A 25,382-nucleotide genomic window follows, 5' to 3' on the forward strand; every position below is an offset into this window, starting at 1 on the left:
TCCAACCACCGCCCCGACACTAGAATCCTGGGCTCGCGGTCGCGCCGCCGAAACGCGCACCCGTCCCGCCGACATCCCGCCTCGGCCATTTCAGGAATTCAACACCATGGGCGCTCAGTGGAAAGCCAAGCACAAGGACGCCGCCGCGAACGCGCGCGGCCGGCTCTTCGGCAAACTCTCGAAGGACATCATGATCGCCGCGCGCGGCGGCCCCGACCCGGCGGCCAACGCGAAGCTTCGCCTCGTGGTGGAGCAGGCCCGCAAGGTGTCGATGCCGAAGGACACGCTGGAGCGAGCCATCAAGAAGGGCGCAGGCCTCACCGGTGAAACCGTGCACTTCGAGTACGCACTGTACGAAGGCTTCGCGCCGCACCGCGTGCCGGTGATGGTCGAGTGCCTGACCGACAACCTCAACCGCGCCGCGTCCGAGATGCGCGTGCTGTTCCGCAAGGGCCAGCTCGGCACGTCCGGCTCGGTCGCGTGGGACTTCGACCACCTCGGCATGATCGAGGCCGAACCCGCGGCCAAGGGCACCGACCCCGAACTCGCCGCCATCGAGGCCGGCGCGCAGGACTTCGAGCCGACTGACGAGGAAACCGGCACCACCGTGTTCCTGACCGACCCCACCGACCTCGACGTGGTCAGCCGCGCCCTGCCCGCCCAGGGCTTCACGGTGCTGTCCGCGAAGCTCGGCTACAAGGCGAAGAATCCTGTCTCGGCGTCCACCCTCACGGCCGAGCAGCTGGAGGAAGTGGAGACGTTCCTCGCGGCGCTCGACGAGAACGAGGACGTGCAGAACGTGTTTGCCGGACTGCAGGGCTGATTCGACCCGGGCGCAGGACCCTCTGGCGGCTCAATCGAGGTGGCGAATGGCGGTGGGGGTGTCCTGGCAGTTCTGCAAGGTCGCGTAAGGCTTCCCCTCGCAGAAGCTCTTGCAGACCAGCGAGATCGGAAGCGAGGTCGCCCCATCGTCGAACGAGATCCTGACTTCCAGGGTCTGATCTTCAAATGACCGGAGTTCCTCGATCAACCCGGCAATCGTTTTGCCTTTGCTCGTCCAATCCGGATGGGTCATGAATTCCCTCATTGAGTGTTCGATGCCGCCGGGGTGACTGGGTTTCAGCGGTTGGCCACTGCGAGCGCCCCACCAGCCACCACGAACGCGCCCCCGGTGATGCGGTTGAACGCCTTGCCCAGCCGGCTGCCCTTCAGGCGTTTCGCCAGGGCCGCGCCGCCCTTGGCATAGGCCATCATCACGGTGCCGTCCACCACGAGCCAGGTCGCGCCCAGGACCAGCAGCTGGGCCACGAGGGGCCGGCCCGGGTCGATGAACTGGGGGAACAGCGAGCTGAAGAACAGCAGGTCCTTCGGGTTGCCGATGCCGACGAGGAAACCCTTGCGGAACAGCCCCCGGCCCGTGGCCGAGGCGCCGCTTCGCGCGGCAGCGTCCGCGGGGAGGTCGAACGCCTGCGGCGGTGCACGCCACGTCGACACCCCCAGGTACACGAGGTACGCGGCCCCGAGGTACTTGATGACCTGGAACAGCGTGTCGGACGCCGCGATGACGGCGCCCAACCCCAGGGCCGACAGCATCATCAGCGTCAGGGAGGCGCTCATGCCACCCACGATCGTCGACAGGGTGCGCATCGCACCATGGGCCACGCCATGGCTCACGCACAGGATGGCCGAGGGGCCCGGCGCCACGATGACGGCGAGCACGACGGACACGTAGATCAGCCAGTGATGCAGGGACATGGGGCGGTCTTCGCGTTGGCGCTCACGGAAGGATCACGATGGCGCCCGCCTGCGAGCGGGCCTCGGCCGCGCGGTGCGCGTCGGCCACCTGGTCCAGCCGGAAACGCGCGCCGATGGCCGCACGCACCGCGCCGGAGGCCATCGCGTCGAACACGTCCTTCGCGTTCGCGCGGAAGGTGGCGGTGTCGGCGTTGTGCGGGAACACCGACGGGCGGGTGAGGAACAGGCAGCCCTTCTTGTTCAGGATCTCGGGCTCGATCATCGGGGCCGGGCCCGACGCGGCGCCGAACAGCACCACCATGCCGAACGGCGCGGTGCAGTCGAGCGAACCCAGGAAGGTGTCCTTCGCCACCGAGTCGTACACCACGCGGGCCTTGCGGCCGCCGGTGGCGGCGATCACCTGCTCGACCCAGTCGGCCTGCGTGTAGTCGACGGCCACGTCGCAGCCGGCCGCCCGTGCGGCCTCGCACTTCGCGGCCGACCCGGCCGTGCCGATCACCGTCGCGCCGAGGGCCTTCGCCCAGCGGCTGAGGATCTGCCCCACCCCGCCGGCCGCGGCGTGCACCACCACGATGTCGCCCGGCTGCACGGCGTACGTCTTGCGCACGAGGAACTGCGCGGTCATCGCCTTGAAGAACACCGCGGCGGCGTCCTCGTCGGAGATGCCCGCGGGAATCACGACCACCTTGTCGGCCGGCACGTTGCGGCGGTCGGCATAGGCCCCGACGCCGCCAGCGTTCATGTAGACCACGCGGTCACCCGGCTTCAGGTCGGTCACGCCCGCCCCCACCGCTTCCACCACGCCGGCCGCCTCGAAGCCGAGGCCCGTGGGCGACGGCAGCGGGTACCGGCCCATGCGCTGGTACACGTCGATGTAGTTGAAACCCATCGCGGTCTGGCGCAGCTGGACCTCGCCGGCCGCAGGCGGCGGCACGTCGACGGTTTCCAGGCGCATGACGTCGGGGTTGCCGAATTCGGTGAGGCGGATGGCGCGGGCGGTGGTCATGGCGGCGGGGTGGGTCAGGGAACGCGAAGTCCGGAACGAACGACTGTACAGCGGCCGCGCCGGGCGTGCAGGCCGCCGCCCTCTCCCGCAGCGCCCCATCGCCCATGTCAGCCGGCCCGTGCACATCGCACCAGCATCGACACCACCGCGAGCCCCAGCAGCCACGCCACCGGACGCTGCAGCGGCAAGGGTTGCCCGAGCAAAGTCACCAGCAGGTCGAGCAGCGTGTGCCTGAGGCGCAGCACCGCGACCCGGTCCTCGACGGCCTGGAGGCCGACCCGCAGCGTGGTTTCGTCGATGCGTCCCACGATGAACCAGCGCAGCAGCCGGCGCGACCACACGAAATGCCGGACGATCTCCACGGCATCGCGCCACAGCCCGGCGTTCATGATGCCCCCGCCTTCGGACGGTTGACGGGCCGTGTGCCCGGTCTGGGCCGGAACGGCTGGTGCGGTGGCTTGGCCGAGCCCGGGGCCCCACCCGCCGGCCCGCTGGACGTGCCGCCCGTGGCGGGAGATGCCGGATACGGCTTGGGTGAACCACCCTGCATCGCACGGGCTGCGGCACCTGCGGCCATGCCGGCGCCTCGCCCGAGCGCGGCGGCCATCCCGGGCGTGTGGCGGGACGTGGGGGTCGACGCGCCGCCGCCCGAGGTGGCCGAGCCACCCCGGCCCGGTCCCGATGTGAGGCCACCCGCAGCGCCACCAGCGGCACTCCCCGCCAGCCCCCCGGCCGCCCCACCCCCGCCCCGGCCCAGGCGACCGAAGCCCTCCACCGCGCCGCGCCCGAACTTGTAGGCCTCCTTCATGACCGTGCCGGCACCGGCGCCCGCGGTGGCCAGGCCGTTGCCCGTGGCATGGCCCACGGCCGACCAGCGGTCCAGGTTCAGCGACGCGCCGCCGACGAGGCCACTCGCCAGCGAGGGCACCTTCATGAAGAGGAACCCGACCGTCACGGCCATCAGCAGCAGCACGCAGCACGTCACGAAAGACATGCCGTCGGACGGCCCCATGGCCCTCGCGACAACGACCACCTTGTCGATCGCCTGGATCGACATGGCCGCCACCGCCGCCGCCATGACCCCCTGCATGGCACCGGTCACGAGAAAGCCGAGCCACGCGTTGAACACGAACGCCGACGGCGCCCACATCGCCCAGGGAATCATCACCGGAGCGAACAGGATGGCCAGCGAGGTCTGCACCTTCGCCATCAGCATCACGCCCGCGGCGAGCGCCCCGGACACCAGCAGCACGGCAGCCGCCAGCAGCCGGAACAGCCGCCCGAGCGTCTGGTTCGCCACGGCGTTGATGACGTTCCCCCATTCGCTGCCGGGGCCCGACGGCGCCGCCGTGGCGACATCGAACGCGGCGACCGCCATGCGGTCGATGACGTCCAGCTCGGTGGGCGCTCCGGGCAGGCTCAGCGTGCCCGCGAACACCTGGGCCAGGCCGGCGACGGAGTCCTTGACCACCGGCCCCAGGTGGTCGACGGCCCAGAGCGCCAGCCCGAAGATCACGAGCGGCTGCAGGAACTCGGGCAGCAGCTGAGCCATGCCCTTGCCGAGGATCCACGACTTGACGATGCCCCATACCAGCAGCACGCCGAACAAGGTCACGGCCGTGCGCCGCCCCACGGCGACCAGCGACGCGTTGCCGGCACCGAACGCCTCGATCGATTCGGTGATCCCGGCGAACAGCGCGCGCAGCTGTCCCACGGCCGCAACCGGGTCAGCAGGCGGGACCGGCGCAGCTTCCGCCTGCGCATGGGCCAGGCCGGCTCCCAGGCACAGAAACAGGCACAGAGACAGGCACAGCGACACGCCGAACGCGAGCCGCACGATGCGGGGGCTCATGGCCGACGTCCCCGGTTCCAGGCGTCGATGGCCTGGCGGTCGGCCCGGCGGGCCGCCTCGACGGCCGCCCGCCAGGCATCTTCCTGCGCCTTGGCGCGCGCCGAGTCCTCGGCCTCCTGCATCTCGCGTTCGGCCGTGGCGCGGCCCATCGCGGTGGAGAACTGCCGCAGCAGTTCCGCGTTCTGCTGGATCACGCGGTTCATCTGCACGTTCATCTGCTGCACCGCCTCGTGGGTGCCCGAACTCTGCGGGATCTTCTGCGCCTGCTCCCGAGCGAAGTCGTAGTCGGCCTCGATGCGTTTCATCGCATGGGCCTCGGCCTGCACCCGCGCCAGCGCCGACTCCTCCTTGCGGGCGATGCGGTTGCGTTCCCACGCCACGTACTCGTGCCATGTGAGCTTCATCAACCGCGCGGTGTCGAGCCGCTCGTCGAAGCCCTGTCGGATGGTGTTCAGCGAACCGATCAGGTCGCGGTTCGCGGCGAGCGCCCGTTCCAACCGCAGCAGTTCCTCGCGGCCGGTGATGTCGCCGAGGACCCCGGCGATCTGGGACGGGTCCATCGACTTCAATTGACGCGCCATGGCCTGGGCCTGCTGCACCTGAACCTGGATCTGCGTGTAGGTGGCATGGACCTGCTCGATGGCCTCCATCGCGCTGATGATGTTCTGGATCAGGTTGACCGGGTCGATGAACACGATGGCTCGCACGGGCGGCGCCCCGAGCCCGAGCGCGAGCACCAGCGCGGCGATCACCGCGCGCTTGAGTTCAACCATGGATCACCTCCTGCATGTACCGCGCGAGCCAGTGCTCCCCGCCCCGGGCCAGCTCGCGGTGGAAGATGGCCTTCGCGCGGGCGTCGGAGCGCGTGAGGGCGAGGATCTCGGGCGGGAGCTGCACGTCGACGAGGCGCCGGCGCGTGTCCTGCACGACGTAGTAGTCGCGCTTCTGGCGCGCGCTCCGGATCACCTCGATCTCGGCGTCGCGCAGGCCCAGCATGTCGCGGTAGACGTCGCGGCTGTCGAAGGCCTGCAGGTTCGGCAGGAAGATGCGCGTCTTGATGTTGTCGTTCAGCGTGGCGCTGATGGGGCTGTCACGCACGTCCTTCAGGGACTGCGTGGCGATGCCGACGCTGGCGTTGCGCTTGCGCATGGTCTTGATCCAGTCCTCGAACATGTGCCGGAACGCCGGGTTCTGCAGCAGGTACCAGGCCTCCTCGAGGTAGATGAGCGTGGGGCGCGAGGCGTCGTCGACCTTCTCCTCCACCACCTCGAACAGGTAGGCGAGCATGGCCGGTGCGAGGCTCGTGTCGGCCAGCAGCCCGCCCACCTCGATGCCGGTGATGTCGGACAGCACGAAGCGGTCTTCCGGGTTGTCGAAGTACACGCCGTAGCGGTCCGAGGCGCGCGTCCACGCATGCAGCCGGCTCGCGAGCGCCTTGTCCTGCCCCGCGATCAGCATGTAGAGCTTCGACAGCGTGTGCGCCCCGCCCTGCCCGGCCGCCAGCTGGATGGCCTTGTCGAGCACCTGCACGTTCTCGGGTGTGAGGGGCTGAGGATCGAAGGCCCGCAGCGCCAGCTCCACCCAGCGGCGGAACTTCGGCACGGTGTCGGGGCGGGCGATCCAGCGGGCCGGGTTCATCGCGGCGTCGACCTGCCCGTCGCCCAGGCTGATGTACTCGCCGCCCAGGGCCTTGAGCGTGATGTAGTTCGAGAAGCCCTTGTCGACCACGATCACGCGGCACGGCGCGTACCGCTGCCAGTGCGTGATCAGGAAGTTCATCAGCGTGGTCTTGCCCGCGCCCGCGGGCCCCACCACCATGAAGTGGCCCACATCACCCACGTGCAGCGAGAACCGCTCGGGCACGTCGGTGCGCGTGGGCAGCAGCACCAGCGGTTCGGTGGGCACGCCGCGCTGTTCGGTGAGGTGGGGGTTGTCGAGCCGGCCGCTGTCGAGCGTGCGCACGATGGTGAGGTCGGAGAGGTTGCGGCTGCTGACGAGGCTGGTGCGCAGCACCGCGTCGGCCGCCCCCGGCACGGTGGCGGCGAAGGCCGACAGCACGTTGACGTTCTCCTTCACGAGCCCGTAGCCGGCGTTGGCCAGGATCGCATGGATGTGCTGGCACGACTGCTGATTCTCCTCGCGCGTGTCGGCGATGACCTGGACCGCCAGCGTGTGGTACCCGTACCCGACGGCATCGCGGGTGAGCTCCACCAGCGCGGCCTGCGCGTCGTCGGCCAGCGCGGCCATGCCCAGGTCGACCCGTTCGGAGACGATGCCCGTGAGCTTCTCGATGGCCTGCACCAGCGGGCCCTTCACGTTGGACCGGTAGTGCTGCTCCTGGTCCTGGATCAGCTTGCGGGCGCGAGCGGTGTCGACGAAACGGAACATGCTGACGAGCGTGAAGTCGCTCGCCACACCCAGCAGCTGTTCGATGGGTGCGTTGTCGGCCTCGCCGGGATAGGCCTTGACGCTGTGCATCGACACGTGGCGCGAACCCGCGGGCGACTCGAAACGCAGCCCGCCGCCGGACTCGCGGTAGAGGGTGTCGGTGGGCAGCAGCGTGTTCAGGAAGTAGAGGTCGTCGGGTGGCACCCCGACCGTCGGCCGGGGCGACGCGATGTTCACCCGGTTCGACAGTTCGGCCCGCAGCTCGTCGCGCAGCAGCCGCTTGAGGGACAAGTGGGCCGACAAGGTGTTGAAGAACTGGGTGAGCTGTGCCTCGAACGCCTCGACGGTGGCCACCAGGCGCCCTTCGAGGCGTTCGACCTGCGTCTTGCGCGAGAGGCGCTGCCGGGCGATGCCGGCCACGGCGGCGGCGAAGGACTGGCGGCGCGACACCACCCGGTCGCCCACCTCGTCGAAAAACCCGCCGGCGCCCGCGAACGGCTGGTAGGCGATGCACAGCACGTGCCGCACCGCGCCCAGCTGGCCGTTGTCGATGCGGGCCCGCCACGTGTCGTCGACGAAACGGGCCACGGGGTTCGCGATGCTGCTGGTGCCGCCGTACTGCTTGCGGCGCTTGTCCAGGAAGGTCCACACCGTGTTGTGCTCGTCGAACGCCCGCCATGCGATGTCGACGGCATCGAGGCACACGCCGCGTTCGTCGTCGTTCGAGCTTTCGACGTCGTGCCCCTGGTACTCGAACACGGCCAGCAGGCTGCCGTCGAGGTTCAGCACCAGGCCGGGGGTGACGTCCTTGAACCACGGCAGCAGTTCGGCGTAGCTGCGCGTGCGGTCGTTGTAGGCGGACGCGAGGTGGCGCAGGTTCAGCAAAACAGCCCCCTTCCGAACCCTTCGGGCCGTTTCGCCAGCACCGGCAGTCGCACCCACGGGTCGTAGAGGTCGGCCTGCTTCAGGTAGGCCAGGAAGGCCTTCAGCAACACCGGGTCCTTGCGGTACACCCAGCGCAGGAACAGGAACAGCGGCGGCACCGCCAGCGCGATGGGCACGCTGCGCAGGTTCAGCGCGAGCACCCCCAGCACCACCAGCAACCCGAAGGCCTCGGAGCCGATGCCGGCCACCAGCCGCGGCCGGTTGAGGCTCATGTGGAACGTGGACCCGCTGCGGATCATGATGCGATGCAGCTGGCGGCCACGCCGGTGTACGACGCGAGGGCCGAGCCGGCCCCGAGGACGATGCCCAGGCCCAGGCCGACGTAGAGCATGGTGCTCCACATCTTGCCGCTGCCGAGCCAGTGGCCCACCACCGAGAACACGAGCACGATGCCGGCGATCATGGGGGCGAGCTTGGTGCGGCTGTACGCGAAGAAGCCGCACAGCACATCGTCGACGAGCGGGAAGCCGTTGAAGACGGAGGCCGCATGGGCCTGCACGGGCCAGGCGAGGAGCAGCAGGAAGGCGGCGGCCACGAGCCATGGCAGCGCGCCGCCCGGCAGGCGCAGCGGGATCGGCGGGACGGAATGGGATTTCGGCGAAACGGTCATGCGGGCTCCTGGGTGAAGACGGATCGGGTGCGGTAGCGTTGGGTGGCGAGGTCGTAGGACTGCAGTTCGAGCACCTCGCCCAGGCCCCGGGCCCAGCGACCCTCGACGCGCCGGCGCTGCATGTGGACGATGAGGTGGAAGGTCTGGGCGATGCGGGACTTGATGGCCGCGAGCGGCATCGCGGGCCGGCCCTCGAGCACGAGGTTCTCGAGCCGGTCGATCGCTTCGAGGGCCGAGTTGGCGTGGACCGTGCCCATCGCGCCCGGGTGGCCGGTGTTGGCCGCATCCATGAAGTCGAAGGCCTCGCCACCGCGCACCTCGCCGACCAGGATGCGGTCGGGCCGGCTGCGCAGCGCCGACTTCAGCAGCCGGTGCACCGGGTAGCCCTGCTCGTCGTCGGCCTCCAGGCGCACGACGTTGCGGTGCGGCACCACGAGCTCGGGGATGGTTTCGATCAGCACGAGGCGCTCGTCGCGGTCGATCTCGTGGATGAGCGCGTTCAGGAAGGTGGTCTTGCCGGTGCTGGTGCCCCCCGCCACCAGCAGCGTGCGGTGCGCGCGCACGGCGTCGCGGAGGAACAGCGCGTGGGACGCGGCGAGGTGGCCGGCCTCGACGTGCTGGTCGAGCGTGAACGCGTGGGCGTTGTGCCGGCGGATCGAGACGTACGGGCCGTCGACCGCGACTGGCGACAGCTGGGCCTCGATGCGGTAGCCGGGCAGCCGCGCGGAGACGATGGCGAGCTTGCCGCCGTCGTGCAGGTCGACCTCGCGGCGCGAGATGTTCGCGAGGTTGACGATCATTCCGGCGAGCTGGACGGGTTCGAGCCAGAGACCGGTGAGTTCGGGGGAACGGCCCAGGCGTTCGACCCACACCTCGCCGGCGTTGATGGAGATCTCGATGACGTCGGGGTCCTGCATCAGCGGACGCAGGGGTTCGACGGACATCAGCGCGAAGGACAGGCCAGGGTGTTCCATGCGAAGAATTCTTGGGCCGGACCGCGTGGAGACTCCCTGCACACCGAGCCCCTTTCGCCGCCGGTGGGAGGCGGCCGGATGCGCGAACGGCGCGGATTCAGCGCGTGAAGACGGGCTGCATGTGGGCGAGCGTGGCCCGCAGCGGGAGCAGCACCGCGAGCAGCCAGGTGGGGGTGAGCCACGGCGGCGGGCTCACCGGCGCGACCAGCGCCAGCAGCGGGAGCATCGCGCAGGCGATCAGCGCGTGGCCCGCCAGCGAAAAGGCCGCGGGGTTCTGGTAGCCGAAGGTGTCGAACTTGATGGCGCGTTCGGCCAGCCCGTCGAACGCGGCGGCCAGCGCCAGCGGCATCAGCAGCACCCACCACGCGACCAGCGTGGCGGCCCGCAGCACGGTGCCGTGCACCTGCAGGCTCAGGGCCTCCAGGTACCGGTCGGCCTGGTCCACGGCCCGGTCCGCCAGGGTCGAACGGCCGCGAAGGGAACGATCGCCACGGGAAGGAACGCCCTCGGGGCCCGTCCGCCCGACGGCCCGCCGGGACTCGTCCGCCAGACGGGCCAGGGGCACGGCGATGCGAGGCCCGAACGTGCGGTGCAGCGTCGCCACGTCATCGCGCGCCCGCTGCGCCAGGCGCTCCGGGCCACACCACGCGGGCCAGGCGAGCAGGCCCAGGAGCCACAGCAGCAGCCAGGCGGCCAGGTGCGAGCGCCGGGTCATGGGGCCGGGGACGGCGCGGCCAGGTCCAGCACCGGGATGCGTCCCTTGAAGACCTGCGCCCGGTTGACGATGGCCACGTAGTGCAGGTCGGGCAGGCCCGCCAGCACCTGCGGGGGCACCAGCGCCAGCGCCTGTTCCGTGACACTCGCCTGCCGCGTGGCCGCGTACTCGAGGCCCGCGTCCTCGGTCTTCTGTCCGGCCCCCTGCGACACCGTGACCCGCCGCACCACCGTCTCGCCGAGCTTGCGCGTGACGAAGTCGAGGGTGTCGCTGTCGGAGGTGGCGCCCACGATCACGTTGTTCATGTTGCCCAGCACACGCCGGGCCCGGGCCTCGTCGCCGAGCTTGACGACGAGGTCGGAGACGGTCTGCCCGAACAGGTACAGCACGATGCCCGCGCCACGGCCTTTGTTCGCGAGCTGCACGACGGGCTCGCAGACCAGGTCGCCCCATTCGTCGCACAGCACGTGGACGCGCCTCGGCGCCACGCCATCGGCCGGGCCGTGGTTGTAGAGGTCCCCGGCGGTGGCGGCGAGGTCGGACAGGAACAGGGCCGCAAGGCCCTCGGCCACGGACGTGTCGGACAAGGCATCGAGCCCGAAGTACACCACCCGCCGTCCCTCGACCAGCTGGCGCGTGGTGTGGACCGGGCGCGGGTCGGCCAGGTCCGTGTGGTCGGGCGACAGCAGCGGGCCGAGGTCACCGGCCGTCAGGCGCATGAGGACCGGCGTGAGCCCCACCACCATCTTCGCGAACCAGCCCCGGTCCGCCTCGAGGGCCGCGAGGAGGCTGGTGATGTCGGGCGGCCGCTCGTGTGGCGGCACCTCGGTGCGGAAACGGTGCGCCCAATGCACGAGCCGCGGGTTGTTGAAGGGGCCGCCGCGTGCTGAAGGCGGCCTGCGAGCCGGGGACGCCGCCGCGGCCACATCGGCTTGCCCGAACCAGGCCTGCAGCACCTCCTCGGCGAGCGCCTCCGCCGCATCCTGCGAACGGACCGTGTCCAGCAGCGACTGCAGCGTCACCCGGCGCCCGAGCCGTTTCATCGCCCGCACGACGTCGGTGACCGTGGCCCAGACGAACGCGTTGAACGGATCGTCCGGCTGGCCGCCCATCAGCAGGCGGATGCGAGACGCCACCTGGGTCTCGCGGTCCCAGTTGGCCAGCGCGTCGAAGCGGAAGCTCCGCGAGGGAAACGCCGCATGGAACCGGGCGAAGCGCGACGGATCGCCCAGGCGGGCCGCCACGTCCCGGCAGACCTGCTCCAGGCCCTTGTCGCCCTTCGGGTCCAGCACGAACACCGCATCGCCACGGCTGGCCAGCTGGTACACGAGCAGGCGCGCCAGCACGGTCTTGAGTGCACCGGTCACGGCCAGCACCGCGGTGTGGCCTTCCAGCGCCGCCATCGGCACGACGACGTCGCGTTCGGGGGCCAGTCCCTGCACCCAGCCGAGGCCTTTGGCTTCGTGGGGATCGTCGTGCCGGCCGTGCAGCCGCAGCACCCAGCGCGGCGGGTACACCTCGTGCAGCGAACGCTTCAGCAGGTCGTGGCACAGCTGGGTGTGTTCGGGCTGCCAGCGAAAGCCCCAGCCCAGCCACAGCCGCCCGTCGAGCGAACGTCTCACGCGGTCGAAGCGGTCGCACGGCAGCCGAACCACGCGGCTGCCCGCGAGCCCCAGCTTGAAGCGCCAGAGGGACCGGGCCTGCGCGCCCCGCCAGAATGCCATCGCGGCGGCCCCCGCAGCGATCGCCAGGCACACCCGCCCGTCGACTCCCACGAGCAACGCGAGCGCCACGGCATGGCACGCCGCGAGGCACCACGCGGCGGCGGCCCGTGCCTCGTGCACCGGCCGGAACGCATTGAAGATGCGGGCCGGGGTCACGCGGCACGGGGCGCCAGGCCCAGCTGGACCACACCCGCGTCGTTGAGCACCAGCCCCGGCTTGACCGCACCGTCGAACACCAGCAGGCCCGCCCGCGCCGAGGACGACGGCCAGTCGCCCCGCCCGAGCCAGCGGCGGCGTTCGAGGACGGCCGCGGCCGCCGCCACGTCGTGGCCCGAGAGGGACAGCAGGTCCTGCGACAGCGCGAGCCGCCGGCCGGGCAGCCATGCGATGAGGTCGGTGCGGCCGCCTTCGAGACAACGGCGCCAGGTGTCGGCCATGGTGGCCTCGTCCGTCGCCAGATCGGTGGACGCGGGACGAGGGGCGACCGAGCGTCGCCCGGGCTCCGCAGCAGGGGCATCGTCGTCGACCCCGACGGGCCGGGTGAGGGGGCGTTCGAGCCGGGCTGCGTCGGCATGGCCGAGGAGCGCACGAGGCTCGGTCACCTTGACCGCGGTCCGCTCCTCCCCGGTGCCTGTGTGGATGCGCCAGAGCCACTGGCCCGGTGCCGACGGCGCCAGGAAGTCGGCCTGACCCAGCAGCTCGGCCAAAGTGAACGCACTCAGCGGCACACCCCGGACGCCGTTGCGGATCACATCGTGCCGTACGGCGTCGGCCGCGGCGGGCCATTCGATGAACAAGCCGTCGAGGCCGAACCACAACGGCCCCTGCCCGCACACCCACTGCCCTGTGGCCGCGCGGTGGCGCAGCGCGTCGACCAGGTGCAGTTCGAGGTGGTGGCCGATGCGCAGGTGACCGTAGCGCGAGCGCCTCGTGACCGCCTCGACCGCGAGCACCCGGGCCCGCGTGGCCAGCACCAGCGGGGCCAGTTCGTCGCCCTCGGGTGCCGCCTGGCCCAGCGCGGCACGGAACATCGAAGGCACCACCGACGGTGCGCCTTCGTTCAACCAGGCGAGCGTGGCCTTCGGGACGAGGTCACCCAGGACCCCGGCGGCCTCCGCCCCACCCGGCCCCGCCCCGTCACGCCACACGACATGGCAGCGGTCCGCCTGAACCCGTTGGAGCCACGCGTCGAGTCCGCCCAGGCAGGCGGGCCACTCGCGGCCGGCCTCGTCGGTGACGGTCAGGGAGGACAGCGTGCGGGGCAGCTCGCAGAGCAGCCCCGCCAGCAGGCAGGCGTGCCGCCAGCGGGGCTCGGCCGCGCGGCGCACCTCGGCCGGCGCCATGGGCTCGACCACGCGGGACTGCGCGGCCTGGCGGCAGAACAACGCCATCTCGAGGCACAGCCGGAACAGCCCGCCCGGGCCGGCGAAGTGTTCGTGCGAGGAGGCGGGCAGCAGCAGGATGCAGCGTGCGACCGCCTCGACCGGTGCGAGGACGTGGGCGCGGAAACCAACCTCGTCGAAGCCGCAGGATTCGCGCAGCCGTTCGATGAGTTCGCGCTGGGACGCCATGACCGCAGCAGCGGACACCACCGGCAGGCCGGGATCGACCGGCGGGTAGCGGGGCAGCTCGACCTGGGCGGGTGCGGCAGACAGAAACGCATCGAGGCTGGCGGGCGCCAGGCCGGAGGTGCCGCGAGCGCGTGGCACGAGGGTCCGTTTGAGGAAGTTCAGCATGAGGTCATCTTCCTGCCGTCCCTCCGGCGGACCACCCGCACGCCTCACGCCATAAGGGCCTCGCCCGACCGGGCCCGGGGCGCGCTGCCCCAGTTGCCGGTGCGAAACGACGACGGCCGCCCCAGCTTGTTGAACTTCGCCAGCGCACACACGGGGCATTCGATGCCGTTGTGGTGGCCGTCGTGGGAGAGGTGCATCGTGTTGCACTCGCTGCAATGCCCGAGGTGGACCAGCCCGTCCTGCAGCGGCGTGAAGACGGCACTGATCAGGCGCGACAGCGACAGCGGGTTGGCCGGGTCGCGGTGGTGGGTCGCGTAGAACTCGTAGGCCTCGACGAACGCGGCATGGGGTGGCAGCCCCAGCGAGACGAGCACCCGCTGGTGCGCGAAGATGGACGTGACGAGCAGGCGCCGCACCGCGCTGCCCCACACCGCCGCATTGCTGTCGTGGGTGCGCGGCAGCGAAGGATCGACCACGTCGTCGTCCGCCGGCTCGGGCCGCTGGTCGTCGCTCGCCTTGCGCAGGCGGCGCACCTGGGCCGAGTTGACCTCCGACCGCGTGAACTGGAGGATGGCCTTCGTGCTGACGCCGTGGGCGATCAGCTGCCGGATGGTGTCGGCCTCGCCCGGCGGCAGGAACACGGCGGTGGGGCGGCCGATCTTGGTGACCCGGACGGGTCGGGGCGCGGCGAGCTCGCGGTCCAGTGCCTCGCTGATCTCCACGCAGTCTTCCCAGCTGCACAGCGTGCGCGCCACCAGGGAACGCAGGACGGGATCGACGGGCAGGCCGCTCAGCGTGGAGAACACCCGGTCGAGGTACACCTCGTTGAGCGTGAGCGACACGAGCGGATGGGCGAGGTGCCCGGCCGACTGGACCAGCGTGCTGCACCCGGCCGACGACATGGCCTCCATGACCTCGCGGCTGCCCAGGCCGCTCATCAGGGCCGCGAGCCTCGGCTGCGTGGCGTACCGCAGCAGCATCAGCACCACCTGCTCGTTCAGGCCCTTCAGCACCGGGCGGTAGCGCTCGAGGTGCGGTGGCATGGGGGCGGCGCGGCCTCGCTGCATCTGGGTGACGTCGTCGAGGGTCATGTGCACGCGCCACAGCGCGGTGGGCGTGGTGGCCAGGTCCGCGAGCGGGTCGACCTCGCTGCGGCGGTCCTCGCCCTGCAGGGCCATCGAGGCGAAGCGCTGCGCGAGGCGCACCGTGATGCCGAAGAGCTCGGCGCAGTCGTGGAGGCTCTGGCGGGCGACCGCCGCGACGGCACCCACGACGGTTTCGTTGAGGTCCTTCTGGTCGACGACACAGGCGGCGTGGAGGCTGTTCTGAAGGGATTCCATGGGTTCTCCGGGATGACGACGGTGGAACGACAAGGGACAAATCAGAACTGCAATTCGCCCGTTCGATGCGATTCTGATGCACACGCAATCGTTTCGCAATCAAATCACTGCGACAGATACAAAACGCAACCAATTGGCAGGCGCCGGACGTTTTTTGCATTTCTTTCGCAATCATTCCTATAATCCCGCCGTCCCGTTGCCCTTGAACGCCATGAACGACGACCATGACCTCGCCGGCTCCAGCCCCGATGCCACCTCCTTCGACGACGGCCCCTACCCCGCGCTCAAGGCCTTCCTGCTGTCACGCGGCGTGCCGCGGCACAAGCAGACGGCCGAGGTCGCCGGCCTGCTCGGACTCGCGAAGACCAGCGTGTTCCGCAAGTTCAAGGGCGAGTCGTCGTTCTCGCTGCCGGAGCTGAAGGTGATCGCCGACCACTTCGCCACGGACGTCGACACGCTGCGGGGGCTGGCCCCCGGTCATGCGGACCGCGGCACGGGGGGCGCCGCCACCGAGCCGGCACGGCTTCACCTGCCCGGCCTGCCGGCGCAGGGGCAGTTGCAGCCCGGCCCGGCGCTGGCCGCCGACGACGTGTGCGACCTGGTGGCGGTGCGCATCGGCGAGCAGTGGCATGTGCACGCGGGTTCGTCGCCCGAGGTGCGCGGGCACGTGCGCCACGGCATCGCGTCGTTGCGCCTCACGAGCGCGCCGCGGCCCCGCGTGGCGCTGCTGGAGGACGACGACAACGCCGCCGCCGTGGTCGCGATGGCGCTGGAAGGCGAAGGCATGGTGGTGCAGACGCACAAGACGTCCGCGGACCTGTCGGCGTCGCTCGCACGCCGCCCCTTCCAGGGCTACGTGATCGACTGGCTGCTGGGCGCCGGCACCGCCGAGGCGGCCATCCGCCAGATCCGCGCCGGACAGCCCTCCGCGCCCATCGCCATCACCACCGGGGCCCTGCACACCGGCGCCGAGACCGAAGGCTCGCTGATCCCGTTCGCGGAGCAGTTCTCCGTGGGCATCTTCGAGAAGCCGTTCCGCCAGGCCGTGCTGGCGAGCTACCTGCGGCGCGGGATGACCGATCCCTCGCCGCGGTGATCGGCTCGAGGGTCAGGGCTTCAGGGCCCCGGACGGAATCTCCACCACGTACGCATCCACGTCCGTCTCGCTCTTCACACCCCAGTTGGAGTTGAACACCACGCGCGTGAAGTCGCGGTTCACGCTGGCGACCGGCGAGGTCCAGTAGCTCTCGCGGGTGGCCCGGTGGTGGGCCAGCGTGTAGACGACGGGATCGGCCTGGAGCTGCACGGCCATCACCTTGCCGTGCAGCCAGGCGAGCGTGCCGCTTTCGGCGTACGTGCTGACGACCACCCAGCCCGGCCGGTCGAAGGCCTTGCCGGAGACGTGCAGCGCGGTGGTGGAGCCCGAGACGTACGTGGGGAACAGCACCGTGCGCACGCCGGTGCGCAGGTTGACCATGAAGACGTCCCCGCCGTTGGTGCCGTAGTCGACCGCGACGTAGGCATCGTCGCCGTTGGCGTCGAGGGCGATGTCGGAATGGTTGGAGTTTTTCTGCAGCTGGCGGCTGCTGCCGAAGTCGCGCGTGAACGCGGTGACGCCCATCGGGCCGTCGCTCGACACCACGCAGTGGCTGCCGCTCGGCGACATGCTCACGTGGTCGGGCTGCTCCGAGCCCAGGTCGCGCGTGCCGGTGATGGTGTCGGTGTCGCGGTCCCAGGTGAACACGCCGAGCGAGGCGCCGCCGGAGGCCGCCACGAGGAAACACCAGTAGCGGCCGTCCTTCGAGGGCGATCCCTCGGAGCGGGTCCACGCCGCCGCCGACGTGGGCCAGCGGGCCTTGAGGCGGGCGCCGAAGTCGCCCACCACACGCGTGGTGTTCGTGGCGACGTTCAGTTCGTGCAGGGTCATGCCGATGCCCTGCATCGGCAGCCGGTACAGCAGGTTCGGGTTCGTGGGATGCCAGTGGGGCTCGGCATCGCCCGCCAGGCCCGGCAGCACGCCGAGGCGCTGGTGCGTGTTGGCGTCGTACAGATGCCAGAAGCCATCCTCGGCGGCCACGACCTGGCGGGTGCTGTCGGCGTTGAAGGCCTGGCGGCGCGAGTAGTCGTTGCGGGCGAAGCCGGAGGTGCCGTCGGCCGCATGGTCGGTGGTGCGCACGAGGCAGGTCTTGAACGCGGGTTCGGTGACCGCCACGCCCTTCGCGGGTTTCGCGAGCACCGCGGGAGCCGCGGCGGTGCGGCTGCTGACGAGCGCGAAGCTGCTGCCGTAGAACGTGCTGCACGCCGGGCTCAGACCCACCGCGGGCGGCGACGGCACCGAAGCCGGCGGCGATGGGGTCACCGGCACGGATGCCGCGGGTGCGGCCGGCGTGGGCGAGGATGCGGCAGGCGCCGTGGCGAGCGGCGCTTCCGCGCCGCTGTTGCCGCCACCACCGCCACACGCGGCCATCACGAGGCAGGTCAGCGCCTGCAGTCCAGCCAGCGCGTGGCGCTTGCGAAGGGGGGTCATGCCAAGGTTCTCCGACGATGTTCCGACCATGACCCGCTCGCACGGGGTCATCCGGGGCGGCAGGTCTTGCGCCGCCGGCCTCCCCGCCCGCGTGCGCGCCCCGGCCGGGAGCCTACCAGCGTCCGGACGAGGTCACGTCACAGGACGCAACCGGCCGCGGGCATTCATCGGCCCCGGTGCCGGCGGTCGAGGGCACGCAACACACCGGTGACCCGCGCACCGTCGTAGATCGCCACGACCTCGTGGCACACGGCCCCCACCACGCGGGCCGAACACGCGAGGTCGAGGCGGCCATGGGCCACCACCGCATCGTGCCCCCGGGCCGCCTGCACGAGCCCCGCGATCACCACCGGCCCGTGCCCCTCGACACCCCCGCGCACCCGTGCACCCGGTGCCACCAGCAGCAGCCCCTGCGTGGCCCGCACGCGCCCGAGCACCTCGCCGTGGACGTGGACGCTCTCCGCGTGGCAGTCGCCCCGGACGCGGGCGCCGGCGGGCACCACCAGCGTGTCGGCCCCGGCGGAATCCACCGTGAACCAGCAGGGCTGGGGTGTGCCGGCCGGGGCCGCGACCGCCTGCAGCAGCACGGGCACGTCCACCGGCTCGCGGCGTCGGCCGCGCGGAGGGACCGGGCCGGGGCGGACTTCGTCGGCCACGGGCAGCGGGTCGACAGGGGGGTTCGCATGGGCCGGCGAACCCCGCCCATCGAGATCGAGGAGGAATTTCACGGGCTCACTCCAGGCGGATCACGCCGCGATCGGTCTGGGCTTCACCCGACCGCGCGTCGACCCGCAGCAGCCGCGCCCCGGATGGCAGCAGCTCGCCCACCCGGAACGGTACCGGCAGCCCGCGGGGATCGGGCGCCACGATGGTCTGGCCGTCCTGGATGGCGACGAGCACGTCCCGCGGACGGGGCTTCGGTTCGGCGGTCGGAGGGTCGTTGAACACGACAGGCGCCACCGACTCGGAAGCAGGCCGCCGGGGCGCGGACGCGGCCGCACGCGCCGGCCGGCGCGAGGGCACGGCGACCGGGGCCGGCCGCCCGGTTGCGGCAAGTTCGACGGGCGGAGCCGGCAACGGCAACGGCAACGGCAACGGCAACGGCGGCAACGCGGCGGGTGGCACGACCACCGACGGCACCACCACAACCAGGTCCGAGGGCACCGAGGCAGGCCCCGACGGAGGAATCACTCCCATCCCGACATGGCGCGGCACCAGCAAACCGAAGAGCACTCCGAGCGGCAACAGGCAGGTCACCCACAGGGGCAACCAGCGGATGCGCCAGGGCCGCTCGGCCTCGGGCACCCAGCCCCGCATGGGGTGGTGCACCAGCCGGCGCCCCGGCACGCCCACGTCGGCATGCGCGAGTTCGCCGAGCTTCACCAGCAGCGGGGCAGAAGTCGGGATGGACACGTGTCACCTCGTGGACCGATGGCATGAGCGCCATCATCCCGCGGGGCATCCCTCCACCCCCTCCACACCCCAGGCCGAAACGCCCGTCACGGACAGGCGATGCAGCAAGGCCTCAGTAGATCTCCGGCACGATGATGTCCTGGGGCACCGGCTGACGCTGGTAGTCCTCGTGGCGCTCGCGCTTCGGCAGCTCGATGGCCGGGTGTTCGGTGGCCTCGTACGGCATCTGGCCCAGCAGGTGGTGGATGCAGTTGAGGCGGGCCTTCTTCTTGTCGACGGCCTGCACCACCCACCACGGCGCCTCGGGGATGTGCGTGCGTTCGAGCATCACTTCCTTGGCCTTCGTGTAGTCCTCCCAGCGGCGGCGCGACTCCAGGTCCATCGGGCTCAGCTTCCACTGCTTGAGCGGGTCCTGGATGCGGCCGAGGAAGCGCGAGTGCTGCTCCTCGTCGGAGATGGAGAACCAGTACTTGATCACCTGGATGCCCGAACGCACCAGCATGCGTTCGAACTCGGGCACCGAGCGGAAGAACTCCTCGTACTGCTCGTCGGTGCAGAAGCCCATCACGCGCTCGACGCCGGCGCGGTTGTACCAGCTGCGGTCGAACAGCACCATCTCGCCGGCGGCGGGCAGGTGCGACACGTAGCGCTGGAAGTACCACTGCGTGCGTTCGCGGTCGTTGGGCGCGGGCAGCGCGGCCACGCGGCACACGCGCGGATTCAGTCGCTGCGTGATGCGCTTGATGACCCCGCCCTTGCCCGCGGCGTCGCGGCCCTCGAACAGGATCACGACCTTGTGGCGGCTCGACACCACCCAGTCCTGAAGCTTGACCAGTTCGCCCTGCAGGCGGAACAGCTCGCGGAAGTACAGGCGGCGGGCCGCCTTGTGTTCGGCGTCGAAGACACCGCCACCCTCGCCGGCATACGCCTCGAGCGCACGGTCGTCCAGCTCCAGTTCCAGTTCCTCGTCGAAGCTGTCGATCAGGTCGTGGTGCATGCGCTGAAGCAGCGCGTCATCGGTCTTTTCCATGGGCGCCACCCTAGCGGACGCCCATGGCAGTTTGATGAAGGCGATCGGGTCGCCTCAGGGCACCAGGGTCCGGCGCACCTTCGGAATGACCGCCACCTTGCGCAGCTTGTTCGGCGCCGTGACCACCTTGGCGGCCAGGAACCCCTGGGCCGCGTCGGCCTCGAGGGCCGCGACCACCAGGTTGCCCCAGGGCTGGCTCAACGGCACGTAGTAGCTGCCGGCCGGTGCGGCGAACTCGATGAACTCGCGTTCGCCGGCCACCGGCGTGCCCGAGTTGGCATCGGCCTGCATGTCGAACGCCTCGCTGAGCTGCTCCACGCGCAGGCCCAGCGCGCGCAGTCGGCCCACCGCATCGGACTGGTCGGCGGCCAGCCAGTACCCACAGGGGCGGCTGCGCTGCTTGCCGTCGCGCAGCACCAGCGACGAATCCCAGTTCACGGTGACGGACTTGTCGGCGCCGGTGGCGGGGTCGAGAAGGGACAGCGTGTGTTCGGTGGCCGACGGGCGCGGGTCGATCAGCATCTGGCTGTTGCACAGGTCGGCTCGCACCGAGGCGTCGACGTACTTGCGCAGCTTGACGAGGTCGTCGGCCCGCTGGGCGCTGGTGCGCAGCACGTCGGAGATGACGGCCACCTGGCTCGCCACGCGGCGCTTGAGGTGCACGCGGCCGAGGTTGCCGCCGCGGGATTCGACGACGAAGCTGACGGCGTTGCGCAGGCCGTTCACGTTGCGTGCGCTGTCGGGGCGCGGCGAGCCCATCGCGAGCCGCTGGCCTTCGCCGGGGCGGTGCACCCATTCGCTGGTGTAGCCCGCCTCCTTCAGTGCCGCGAGCATCGGCTGGCGGAACCACTCCTCGGAGGCCTTCGAGATGAACTCGGGCAGGCGCGCCGTGGCGGCGTACTGCAGTTGCAGGTCGGCCCGCTGGGCGCCGCCGAAGCGGGTGGCGAACGAGGCGTCGAGCGGGTACTCGTGCGCGTCCACCACCACCAGCGGGCGGTAGTCGCGGGCCAGCTTCGCGAGGGCCTTCGCCTCGGGCGTGGTGAGCAGCAGGTGGTCGGTGTCGAGGTCGGTGCCGAGGGTGGTGACGGCCTGGTTGCGGCCGGCACCGTCCGGGTTGGCGCGGGGCAGGATCACCACGTTGATGCGGTCGAGCAGGCCCTGCAGGCTGCCCGTGGCGAGTTCGTCGGCCACGGCCAGCAGCGCCTCGGCGCCCGCGGGTTCGTCGCCGTGCTGCTGGCCCACCAGCAGCACCGTGGGCCGGCCGCCCCGCACGATCACCGCGGCGGACGGAGACGGGTGGCGCGTGAACAGCAGTGCCTGCAGCGGCGTGCTGTCCTGCGAATTGCCGAGCGGCACCAGCGTGATGCTGGTCGGGTTCTCGGACGGGGCCGCCGGCTGGGTGGCGGCCAGCGCGCGCAGCTTGGCGTCGAGTTCGGCGGCGGTGGTGAAGTCGGTGCGGCCGTCCTGCAGCGAGGGCAGCGAGAACGTGACGGCGGGATCCGGGAAGCGGGCCGCGACGGCCGGCGTCTCCAGCGGGCTCACTGCCGCGGGCGCCACCACCACCGGCGCGGACGCCACGGGGGCGACCGCCGGTGCGCTGGCCGGAACGGCCGCCTGCGCCGGGCGCGAGGGCACCAGAGGCGGCATCTTGGGCATCGGGCTCGACCCGCAGGCGGACAACAGCACCGCGGCGGCACACCCGAGCGCCACGGGCGCCAACGGAAGGGTGAAGGATCGGGCGGTGGAACAACGGCGAAACATGCAGGGACTCTCCGGGTTGGCCGCCGACTATAGACGCCCCCTCCCGCCCGTGCCATTCCCTCCTTCGGAGGTTGGGCGGACATCGTTCACACCCTCCGGACGGCGTTTCGCGCCGTGCCCGTGCAGCCCGTCGCGTTCCCGTCGCGCGCCATCCGGCCGCGGCGGACCATGCGTCCATCGCGTCACCGTTGCAAGGAGCCCACACATGCACGCCACCTCCACCCAGATCGTCACCCAGGCCCCCACCTGGGTCTGGTTCCTGCTGACCGGGCTGCTCGCCATCGGCCTGATGCAGGCCCGCGACCGCCTCGTGAGCCTGCGGCTCGCCACCGTGCTGCCGCTCGTCATGCTCGTGCTGTCGTTCCGCGCCGTGGTCAGCACGTTCGTGCCCTCGGCCGACAACGTGATGGCCTGGTTCATGGGCGTCGTGGTGGCCGTCGCGGTGACGCACCTGTCCGGCTGGCCCCGCGGCATCGAATGGGATGCCCGCCACCAGCGGATCGCCGTGCCCGGCAGCTGGGTGCCGCTGATGCTGTTCCTGGCGATCTTCGCGCTCAAGTTCGCGGTGGGCGCGGCGATGGCCACCCACGCGGCGATCACCGGTGACCCGGCCTTCGCCCCGGCCGTGGCCCTGGCGTACGGCGCCTTCAGCGGCATCTTCCTGCGCCGCGGCATCGCGATGTGGCGCGCGGTGCCCTCGCGCATCGGTAGACTGCAGCCGACCGCCTGAGCCCCCGACCTCGCCCATGAGCAACGACGCCTCGCCCCGCCACTTCCTCCGCCACGCGGGGCTGGTGATCTGCATCAACACGCTCATCGCGGCCTGCCTCGTGGTGTCGGACGCCGGCAAGACCTTCCTCAGCCAGTTCATCTACGCCCAGTCCATCGGGCTCGTGACCTGGGCGCTGATCGACTTCGGCCGCTTCGCCATCCAGCGCGACCCGGACAGCGGCTGGCCCAAGGGCTGGCGGGCCATCGCCCTGCCCGCCTTCGGCGTGACGGTGGGCAACATCGTCGGCAGCGTGATCGGAGACCTGCTCACGGGCCTGGACCGCATGAGCGTGCTGCACCACCACAGCACCCGCGAGATGCTGGGCCACCTGCTCTACTTCGGCACCATCGGCGGGGTCGTGGCGTACTTCTTCTGGGCCACGGGCCGCGCGAAACACTTCGCCGAGGTCATCGCCACCACCCGGCGGGAGGCCGCCGAGACCCAGCTGATGCTGCTGCAGTCGCAGCTCGAACCGCACATGCTGTTCAACACGCTCGCGAACCTGCGGGCGCTGATCTCGGCCGACCCGAACCGCGCGCAGGAGATGCTCGACCACCTGATCGCGTTCCTGCGCTCGACGCTGTCGGCCTCCCGCACGGTGCAGCACCCGCTGTCCACCGAGTTCGAGCGCACCGCCGACTACCTCGCGCTGATGAAGATCCGCATGGGCGAGCGCCTCGCCACCGACCTCGACCTGCCCGGTGACCTCGCAGGCGCGATGGTGCCCACGCTGCTGCTGCAGCCGCTGGTGGAAAACGCGATCAAGCACGGCCTCGAGCCGCACATCGCGGGCGGGCGCATCTCGGTGCATGCCCGGCGCGACGGGCGGCACCTCGTGATCGACGTGCGCGACACCGGCGTGGGCCTCGACGCCGCCGCGTCCGCCCAGGGCACGCAGTTCGGGCTCGAACAGGTGCGCAAGCGCCTGAGCACCCGGCACGGCGACCTGGCCACGCTGACCCTCTCGGCCGCCACCGACGCCGCCGGCGGCACCCTCGCCTCCGTCCGCCTTCCGCTGGAGACCCCGTGATGAACGCCACCGCCCTGATCGCCGAGGACGAACCCCTGCTCGCCGCCAGCCTGCAGGCCGAGTTGCGCGGGCAATGGCCCGAGCTGGCCGTGGCCGGCATCGCGCCCAATGGGCCCGCCGCCGTGGCGATGGCGCTCGAGCACCGGCCCGACGTGCTGTTCCTCGACGTGCGCATGCCGGGCCGGACCGGCATCGAGGCGGCCCAGGAGCTGGCGGAGGAATGGCCGGAGGGCACGCCGCTGCCACTCATCGTGTTCGTGACGGCCTACGACGAATACGCGCTGCGGGCCTTCGACCTCGCGGCGGTGGACTACGTGCTCAAGCCCGTGCGGGCGGACCGCCTCGCGCTGACCTGCACGCGGCTGAAGGAAGGCCTCGCGAAACGCCGGGGCGGTGCGTCGGACACGCTCGACCAGCTGCGCCAGCTGCTGGGCGGCGCGGTGCCGGCCGCGTCGACGCGCCTGACCGTGATCCAGGCGAGCGCGGGCAACGCGATCCACATGGTGCGCGTGGACGACGTGATCTATTTCGAGGCGGCGGACAAGTACGTGCGGCTCGTCACCGCCGAACGCGAGCACCTGATCCGCACGTCACTGCGTGAGCTGCTCCCGCAGCTCGACACGCAGCGCTTCTGGCAGGTCCACCGGGGCACGGTGGTGCGGGCGGACGCCATCGCCACGGCCACGCGCGACGAGAGCGGCAAGCTCACGCTGAGCCTGCGCGGCCACACCGACAAGCTGCCGGTGAGCCGCCTCTACAGCCACCTCTTCAAGGGAATGTGATTCACCAGCCGCCGCCGCGGCCGCCCTGCCCGTAGTGGCCGCCGCGGTCGTGGCGATCACCACCACGCCAGTGGCCGTGACCGTGGCCATGACGGTGGCGTTCCCACGAACCGCCCACGATGGCGGCACCCGGGCGGTACACCACGGCCGGCGGATACACCACCACCGGACGCGGACGGTAGTACACCGGCGGCGGGGGCGCGTAGTACACCGGCGGAGGCGGTGCGTAATAGACGGGCGGCGGGGGGGCGTAGTACACCGGCTCGGCGTACACCGGGCCCGGGACGTTGATGTTGACGGACCAGTTCACGCGGCCGGCATGGGCCGTACCGGCGAACAGGCCGCCGGCCAGGGCCAGCGCGACGATCACGGGGGACTTGCGTTCGAACATCTTCTGCTCCTTCACGGCAACGCGTTTCAGCGGCCATGGAAGGTGAACGACCGGCCGCCCCGGTTGGTGGACAGAAGCAGGCGATGGATTCCGCCTGTTACATCCGAGGTCAGTGCGCCTTGGGGTTCTGGGCCTGCGACTGCAGGTCGAACAGTTCCGTGAGCACGTCGAACGAGAAACCTTGCCGGTCCTCGCGCCCACTCAGCAGCAGGTCGGCAAAATATGCCGACAACGCCTCGGACTGACCCCACAGTTCCGCCATGCGGTTCACGATGTGCGGATGGCGGCGCGCGGTGGCGAAGGGCTGGAAACGCGGCGGGAGCCGCGCGAGCCACACATGGGCCTCGTCGGTGAGCGAGCGGCGCTGCGGTGCACGCGCGGGACGCTGCGGGCCCGGCGGGTACGACGGCGCCGGCACACCGGCTCCCGCGACATCCGGGGTGGTGGGCTGCCAGCCCGGCACGCTGCTGTGCTGGAACCGTGAATCTTCGAAGGTCGAGCGGGTCATGGCGCCATTGTTCCCGCGCGGAACCGCACCGCCCAGGGGGGCTCCCCCTCCAGGCGCGGGATAGGCAAGTGACTTCGGCCACACGGGTTCGGCCCTCCCGTGAGAAGTGTCACGGGCGCCGTC

The 25,382-nt window shown here is 71.1% G+C and carries 26 protein-coding genes; 5 read left to right on the forward strand and 21 right to left on the reverse strand.

The features are described 5' to 3' along the window. The first annotated feature begins 106 nt into the window (after positions 1 to 106). On the forward strand, positions 107 to 823 hold the full coding sequence (locus A4W93_RS16775; protein WP_085751693.1) for a YebC/PmpR family DNA-binding transcriptional regulator: 717 nt from the start codon (positions 107 to 109) through the stop codon (positions 821 to 823). A 30-nt stretch (positions 824 to 853) separates the two neighbouring features. Here A4W93_RS16775 and A4W93_RS16780 read toward each other — a convergent pair whose 3' ends face one another. The 14 genes from A4W93_RS16780 to A4W93_RS30085 form a co-directional block, all read right to left on the reverse strand. After that, positions 854 to 1,075: a hypothetical protein gene (locus A4W93_RS16780; RefSeq protein ID WP_085754205.1), complete on the reverse strand. Its 222-nt coding sequence runs from the start codon at positions 1,073 to 1,075 to the stop codon at positions 854 to 856. Positions 1,076 to 1,119: 44 nt separating this feature from the next. Then, positions 1,120 to 1,755, reverse strand: coding sequence for a LysE family translocator (locus tag A4W93_RS16785; protein ID WP_085751694.1), 636 nt, complete (start codon positions 1,753 to 1,755; stop codon positions 1,120 to 1,122). 22 nt (positions 1,756 to 1,777) lie between these two features. After that, positions 1,778 to 2,761, reverse strand: a complete 984-nt coding sequence (locus A4W93_RS16790) for a quinone oxidoreductase family protein (RefSeq protein WP_085751695.1) — start codon at positions 2,759 to 2,761, stop codon at positions 1,778 to 1,780. Between the two features lie 107 nt (positions 2,762 to 2,868). Then, a complete protein-coding gene (locus A4W93_RS16795) occupies positions 2,869 to 3,150 on the reverse strand; it encodes a hypothetical protein (RefSeq protein WP_085751696.1) in 282 nt (93 codons plus the stop codon). Continuing rightward, positions 3,147 to 4,613: a type IV secretion system protein gene (locus tag A4W93_RS16800; protein WP_085751697.1), complete on the reverse strand. Its 1,467-nt coding sequence runs from the start codon at positions 4,611 to 4,613 to the stop codon at positions 3,147 to 3,149. The genes A4W93_RS16795 and A4W93_RS16800 overlap by 4 nt, the downstream gene beginning before the upstream one ends. Then, positions 4,610 to 5,386 (reverse strand): hypothetical protein, encoded by a 777-nt coding sequence (locus tag A4W93_RS16805; RefSeq protein WP_085751698.1) that lies wholly within the window; start codon positions 5,384 to 5,386, stop codon positions 4,610 to 4,612. Before A4W93_RS16805 ends, A4W93_RS16800 begins: the two co-directional genes overlap by 4 nt. Then, positions 5,379 to 7,886: a VirB4 family type IV secretion system protein gene (locus tag A4W93_RS16810; protein WP_157131674.1), complete on the reverse strand. Its 2,508-nt coding sequence runs from the start codon at positions 7,884 to 7,886 to the stop codon at positions 5,379 to 5,381. The genes A4W93_RS16805 and A4W93_RS16810 overlap by 8 nt, the downstream gene beginning before the upstream one ends. Then, positions 7,880 to 8,185: a VirB3 family type IV secretion system protein gene (locus A4W93_RS30070; protein WP_157782175.1), complete on the reverse strand. Its 306-nt coding sequence runs from the start codon at positions 8,183 to 8,185 to the stop codon at positions 7,880 to 7,882. Before A4W93_RS30070 ends, A4W93_RS16810 begins: the two co-directional genes overlap by 7 nt. Continuing rightward, positions 8,182 to 8,556 (reverse strand): hypothetical protein, encoded by a 375-nt coding sequence (locus A4W93_RS30075; RefSeq protein ID WP_157782176.1) that lies wholly within the window; start codon positions 8,554 to 8,556, stop codon positions 8,182 to 8,184. The genes A4W93_RS30070 and A4W93_RS30075 overlap by 4 nt, the downstream gene beginning before the upstream one ends. Continuing rightward, a complete protein-coding gene (locus A4W93_RS16820) occupies positions 8,553 to 9,530 on the reverse strand; it encodes a TadA family conjugal transfer-associated ATPase (protein WP_085751701.1) in 978 nt (325 codons plus the stop codon). The genes A4W93_RS30075 and A4W93_RS16820 overlap by 4 nt, the downstream gene beginning before the upstream one ends. 97 nt (positions 9,531 to 9,627) lie before the next feature. Further along, a complete protein-coding gene (locus A4W93_RS16825; RefSeq protein WP_085751702.1) occupies positions 9,628 to 10,245 on the reverse strand; it encodes an IncC plasmid conjugative DNA transfer DtrJ family protein in 618 nt (205 codons plus the stop codon). Further along, complete coding sequence (gene traD, locus A4W93_RS16830; protein ID WP_157782177.1) at positions 10,242 to 12,125, reverse strand: conjugative transfer system coupling protein TraD; 1,884 nt, start codon at positions 12,123 to 12,125, stop codon at positions 10,242 to 10,244. The genes A4W93_RS16825 and traD overlap by 4 nt, the downstream gene beginning before the upstream one ends. Further along, positions 12,122 to 13,705 carry a MobH family relaxase gene (mobH, locus tag A4W93_RS30080; protein ID WP_157782178.1) on the reverse strand — a complete coding sequence of 528 codons (1,584 nt, stop codon included), beginning with the start codon at positions 13,703 to 13,705 and terminating at the stop codon, positions 12,122 to 12,124. The genes traD and mobH overlap by 4 nt, the downstream gene beginning before the upstream one ends. Positions 13,706 to 13,749: 44 nt before the next feature. Then, positions 13,750 to 15,045, reverse strand: a complete 1,296-nt coding sequence (locus tag A4W93_RS30085) for a hypothetical protein (protein ID WP_157782179.1) — start codon at positions 15,043 to 15,045, stop codon at positions 13,750 to 13,752. Positions 15,046 to 15,256: 211 nt separating this feature from the next. On the opposite strand from A4W93_RS30085, the gene A4W93_RS16840 reads away from it, so the two are divergent. Beyond that, the gene (locus A4W93_RS16840; RefSeq protein ID WP_169726552.1) at positions 15,257 to 16,141 is read left to right on the forward strand and encodes a helix-turn-helix domain-containing protein; all 885 of its coding nucleotides are present in this window, start codon (positions 15,257 to 15,259) and stop codon (positions 16,139 to 16,141) included. Positions 16,142 to 16,153: 12 nt separating this feature from the next. Here the strand turns inward: A4W93_RS16840 and A4W93_RS16845 are convergent, their stop codons facing one another. From A4W93_RS16845 to A4W93_RS16865, 5 genes are all read right to left on the reverse strand, one after another. Beyond that, the gene (locus A4W93_RS16845; protein WP_085751706.1) at positions 16,154 to 17,572 is read right to left on the reverse strand and encodes a YncE family protein; all 1,419 of its coding nucleotides are present in this window, start codon (positions 17,570 to 17,572) and stop codon (positions 16,154 to 16,156) included. A 164-nt stretch (positions 17,573 to 17,736) separates the two neighbouring features. Then, positions 17,737 to 18,300, reverse strand: a complete 564-nt coding sequence (locus A4W93_RS16850) for a bactofilin family protein (RefSeq protein ID WP_085751707.1) — start codon at positions 18,298 to 18,300, stop codon at positions 17,737 to 17,739. Positions 18,301 to 18,304: 4 nt separating this feature from the next. After that, positions 18,305 to 18,985: a hypothetical protein gene (locus A4W93_RS16855; protein ID WP_085751708.1), complete on the reverse strand. Its 681-nt coding sequence runs from the start codon at positions 18,983 to 18,985 to the stop codon at positions 18,305 to 18,307. 112 nt (positions 18,986 to 19,097) lie between these two features. Continuing rightward, positions 19,098 to 20,015 carry a polyphosphate kinase 2 gene (gene ppk2, locus A4W93_RS16860; RefSeq protein WP_085751709.1) on the reverse strand — a complete coding sequence of 306 codons (918 nt, stop codon included), beginning with the start codon at positions 20,013 to 20,015 and terminating at the stop codon, positions 19,098 to 19,100. Between the two features lie 54 nt (positions 20,016 to 20,069). After that, positions 20,070 to 21,662, reverse strand: a complete 1,593-nt coding sequence (locus A4W93_RS16865; protein WP_169726553.1) for a M14 family metallopeptidase — start codon at positions 21,660 to 21,662, stop codon at positions 20,070 to 20,072. A 319-nt stretch (positions 21,663 to 21,981) separates the two neighbouring features. Between A4W93_RS16865 and A4W93_RS16870 the strand changes: the two genes are divergently transcribed. Genes A4W93_RS16870 through A4W93_RS16880 form a run of 3 tightly spaced genes read left to right on the forward strand, consistent with a single transcriptional unit; the run spans position 21,982 to position 24,360 of the window. Continuing rightward, complete coding sequence (locus tag A4W93_RS16870; RefSeq protein ID WP_085751711.1) at positions 21,982 to 22,506, forward strand: DUF6622 family protein; 525 nt, start codon at positions 21,982 to 21,984, stop codon at positions 22,504 to 22,506. Between the two features lie 16 nt (positions 22,507 to 22,522). Then, the gene (locus A4W93_RS16875) at positions 22,523 to 23,578 is read left to right on the forward strand and encodes a sensor histidine kinase (protein WP_085751712.1); all 1,056 of its coding nucleotides are present in this window, start codon (positions 22,523 to 22,525) and stop codon (positions 23,576 to 23,578) included. Further along, the gene (locus A4W93_RS16880) at positions 23,578 to 24,360 is read left to right on the forward strand and encodes a LytR/AlgR family response regulator transcription factor (RefSeq protein WP_085751713.1); all 783 of its coding nucleotides are present in this window, start codon (positions 23,578 to 23,580) and stop codon (positions 24,358 to 24,360) included. The genes A4W93_RS16875 and A4W93_RS16880 overlap by 1 nt, the downstream gene beginning before the upstream one ends. 1 nt (position 24,361) lies before the next feature. Here A4W93_RS16880 and A4W93_RS16885 read toward each other — a convergent pair whose 3' ends face one another. Further along, positions 24,362 to 24,751 carry a hypothetical protein gene (locus tag A4W93_RS16885; RefSeq protein WP_085754206.1) on the reverse strand — a complete coding sequence of 130 codons (390 nt, stop codon included), beginning with the start codon at positions 24,749 to 24,751 and terminating at the stop codon, positions 24,362 to 24,364. A gap of 109 nt (positions 24,752 to 24,860) precedes the next feature. Then, complete coding sequence (locus A4W93_RS16890) at positions 24,861 to 25,259, reverse strand: hypothetical protein (RefSeq protein WP_085751714.1); 399 nt, start codon at positions 25,257 to 25,259, stop codon at positions 24,861 to 24,863. Positions 25,260 to 25,382 lie beyond the last annotated feature (123 nt).

Origin of the sequence: Piscinibacter gummiphilus (assembly GCF_002116905.1) — a bacterium.
Taxonomy (GTDB): domain Bacteria; phylum Pseudomonadota; class Gammaproteobacteria; order Burkholderiales; family Burkholderiaceae_C; genus Rhizobacter; species Rhizobacter gummiphilus.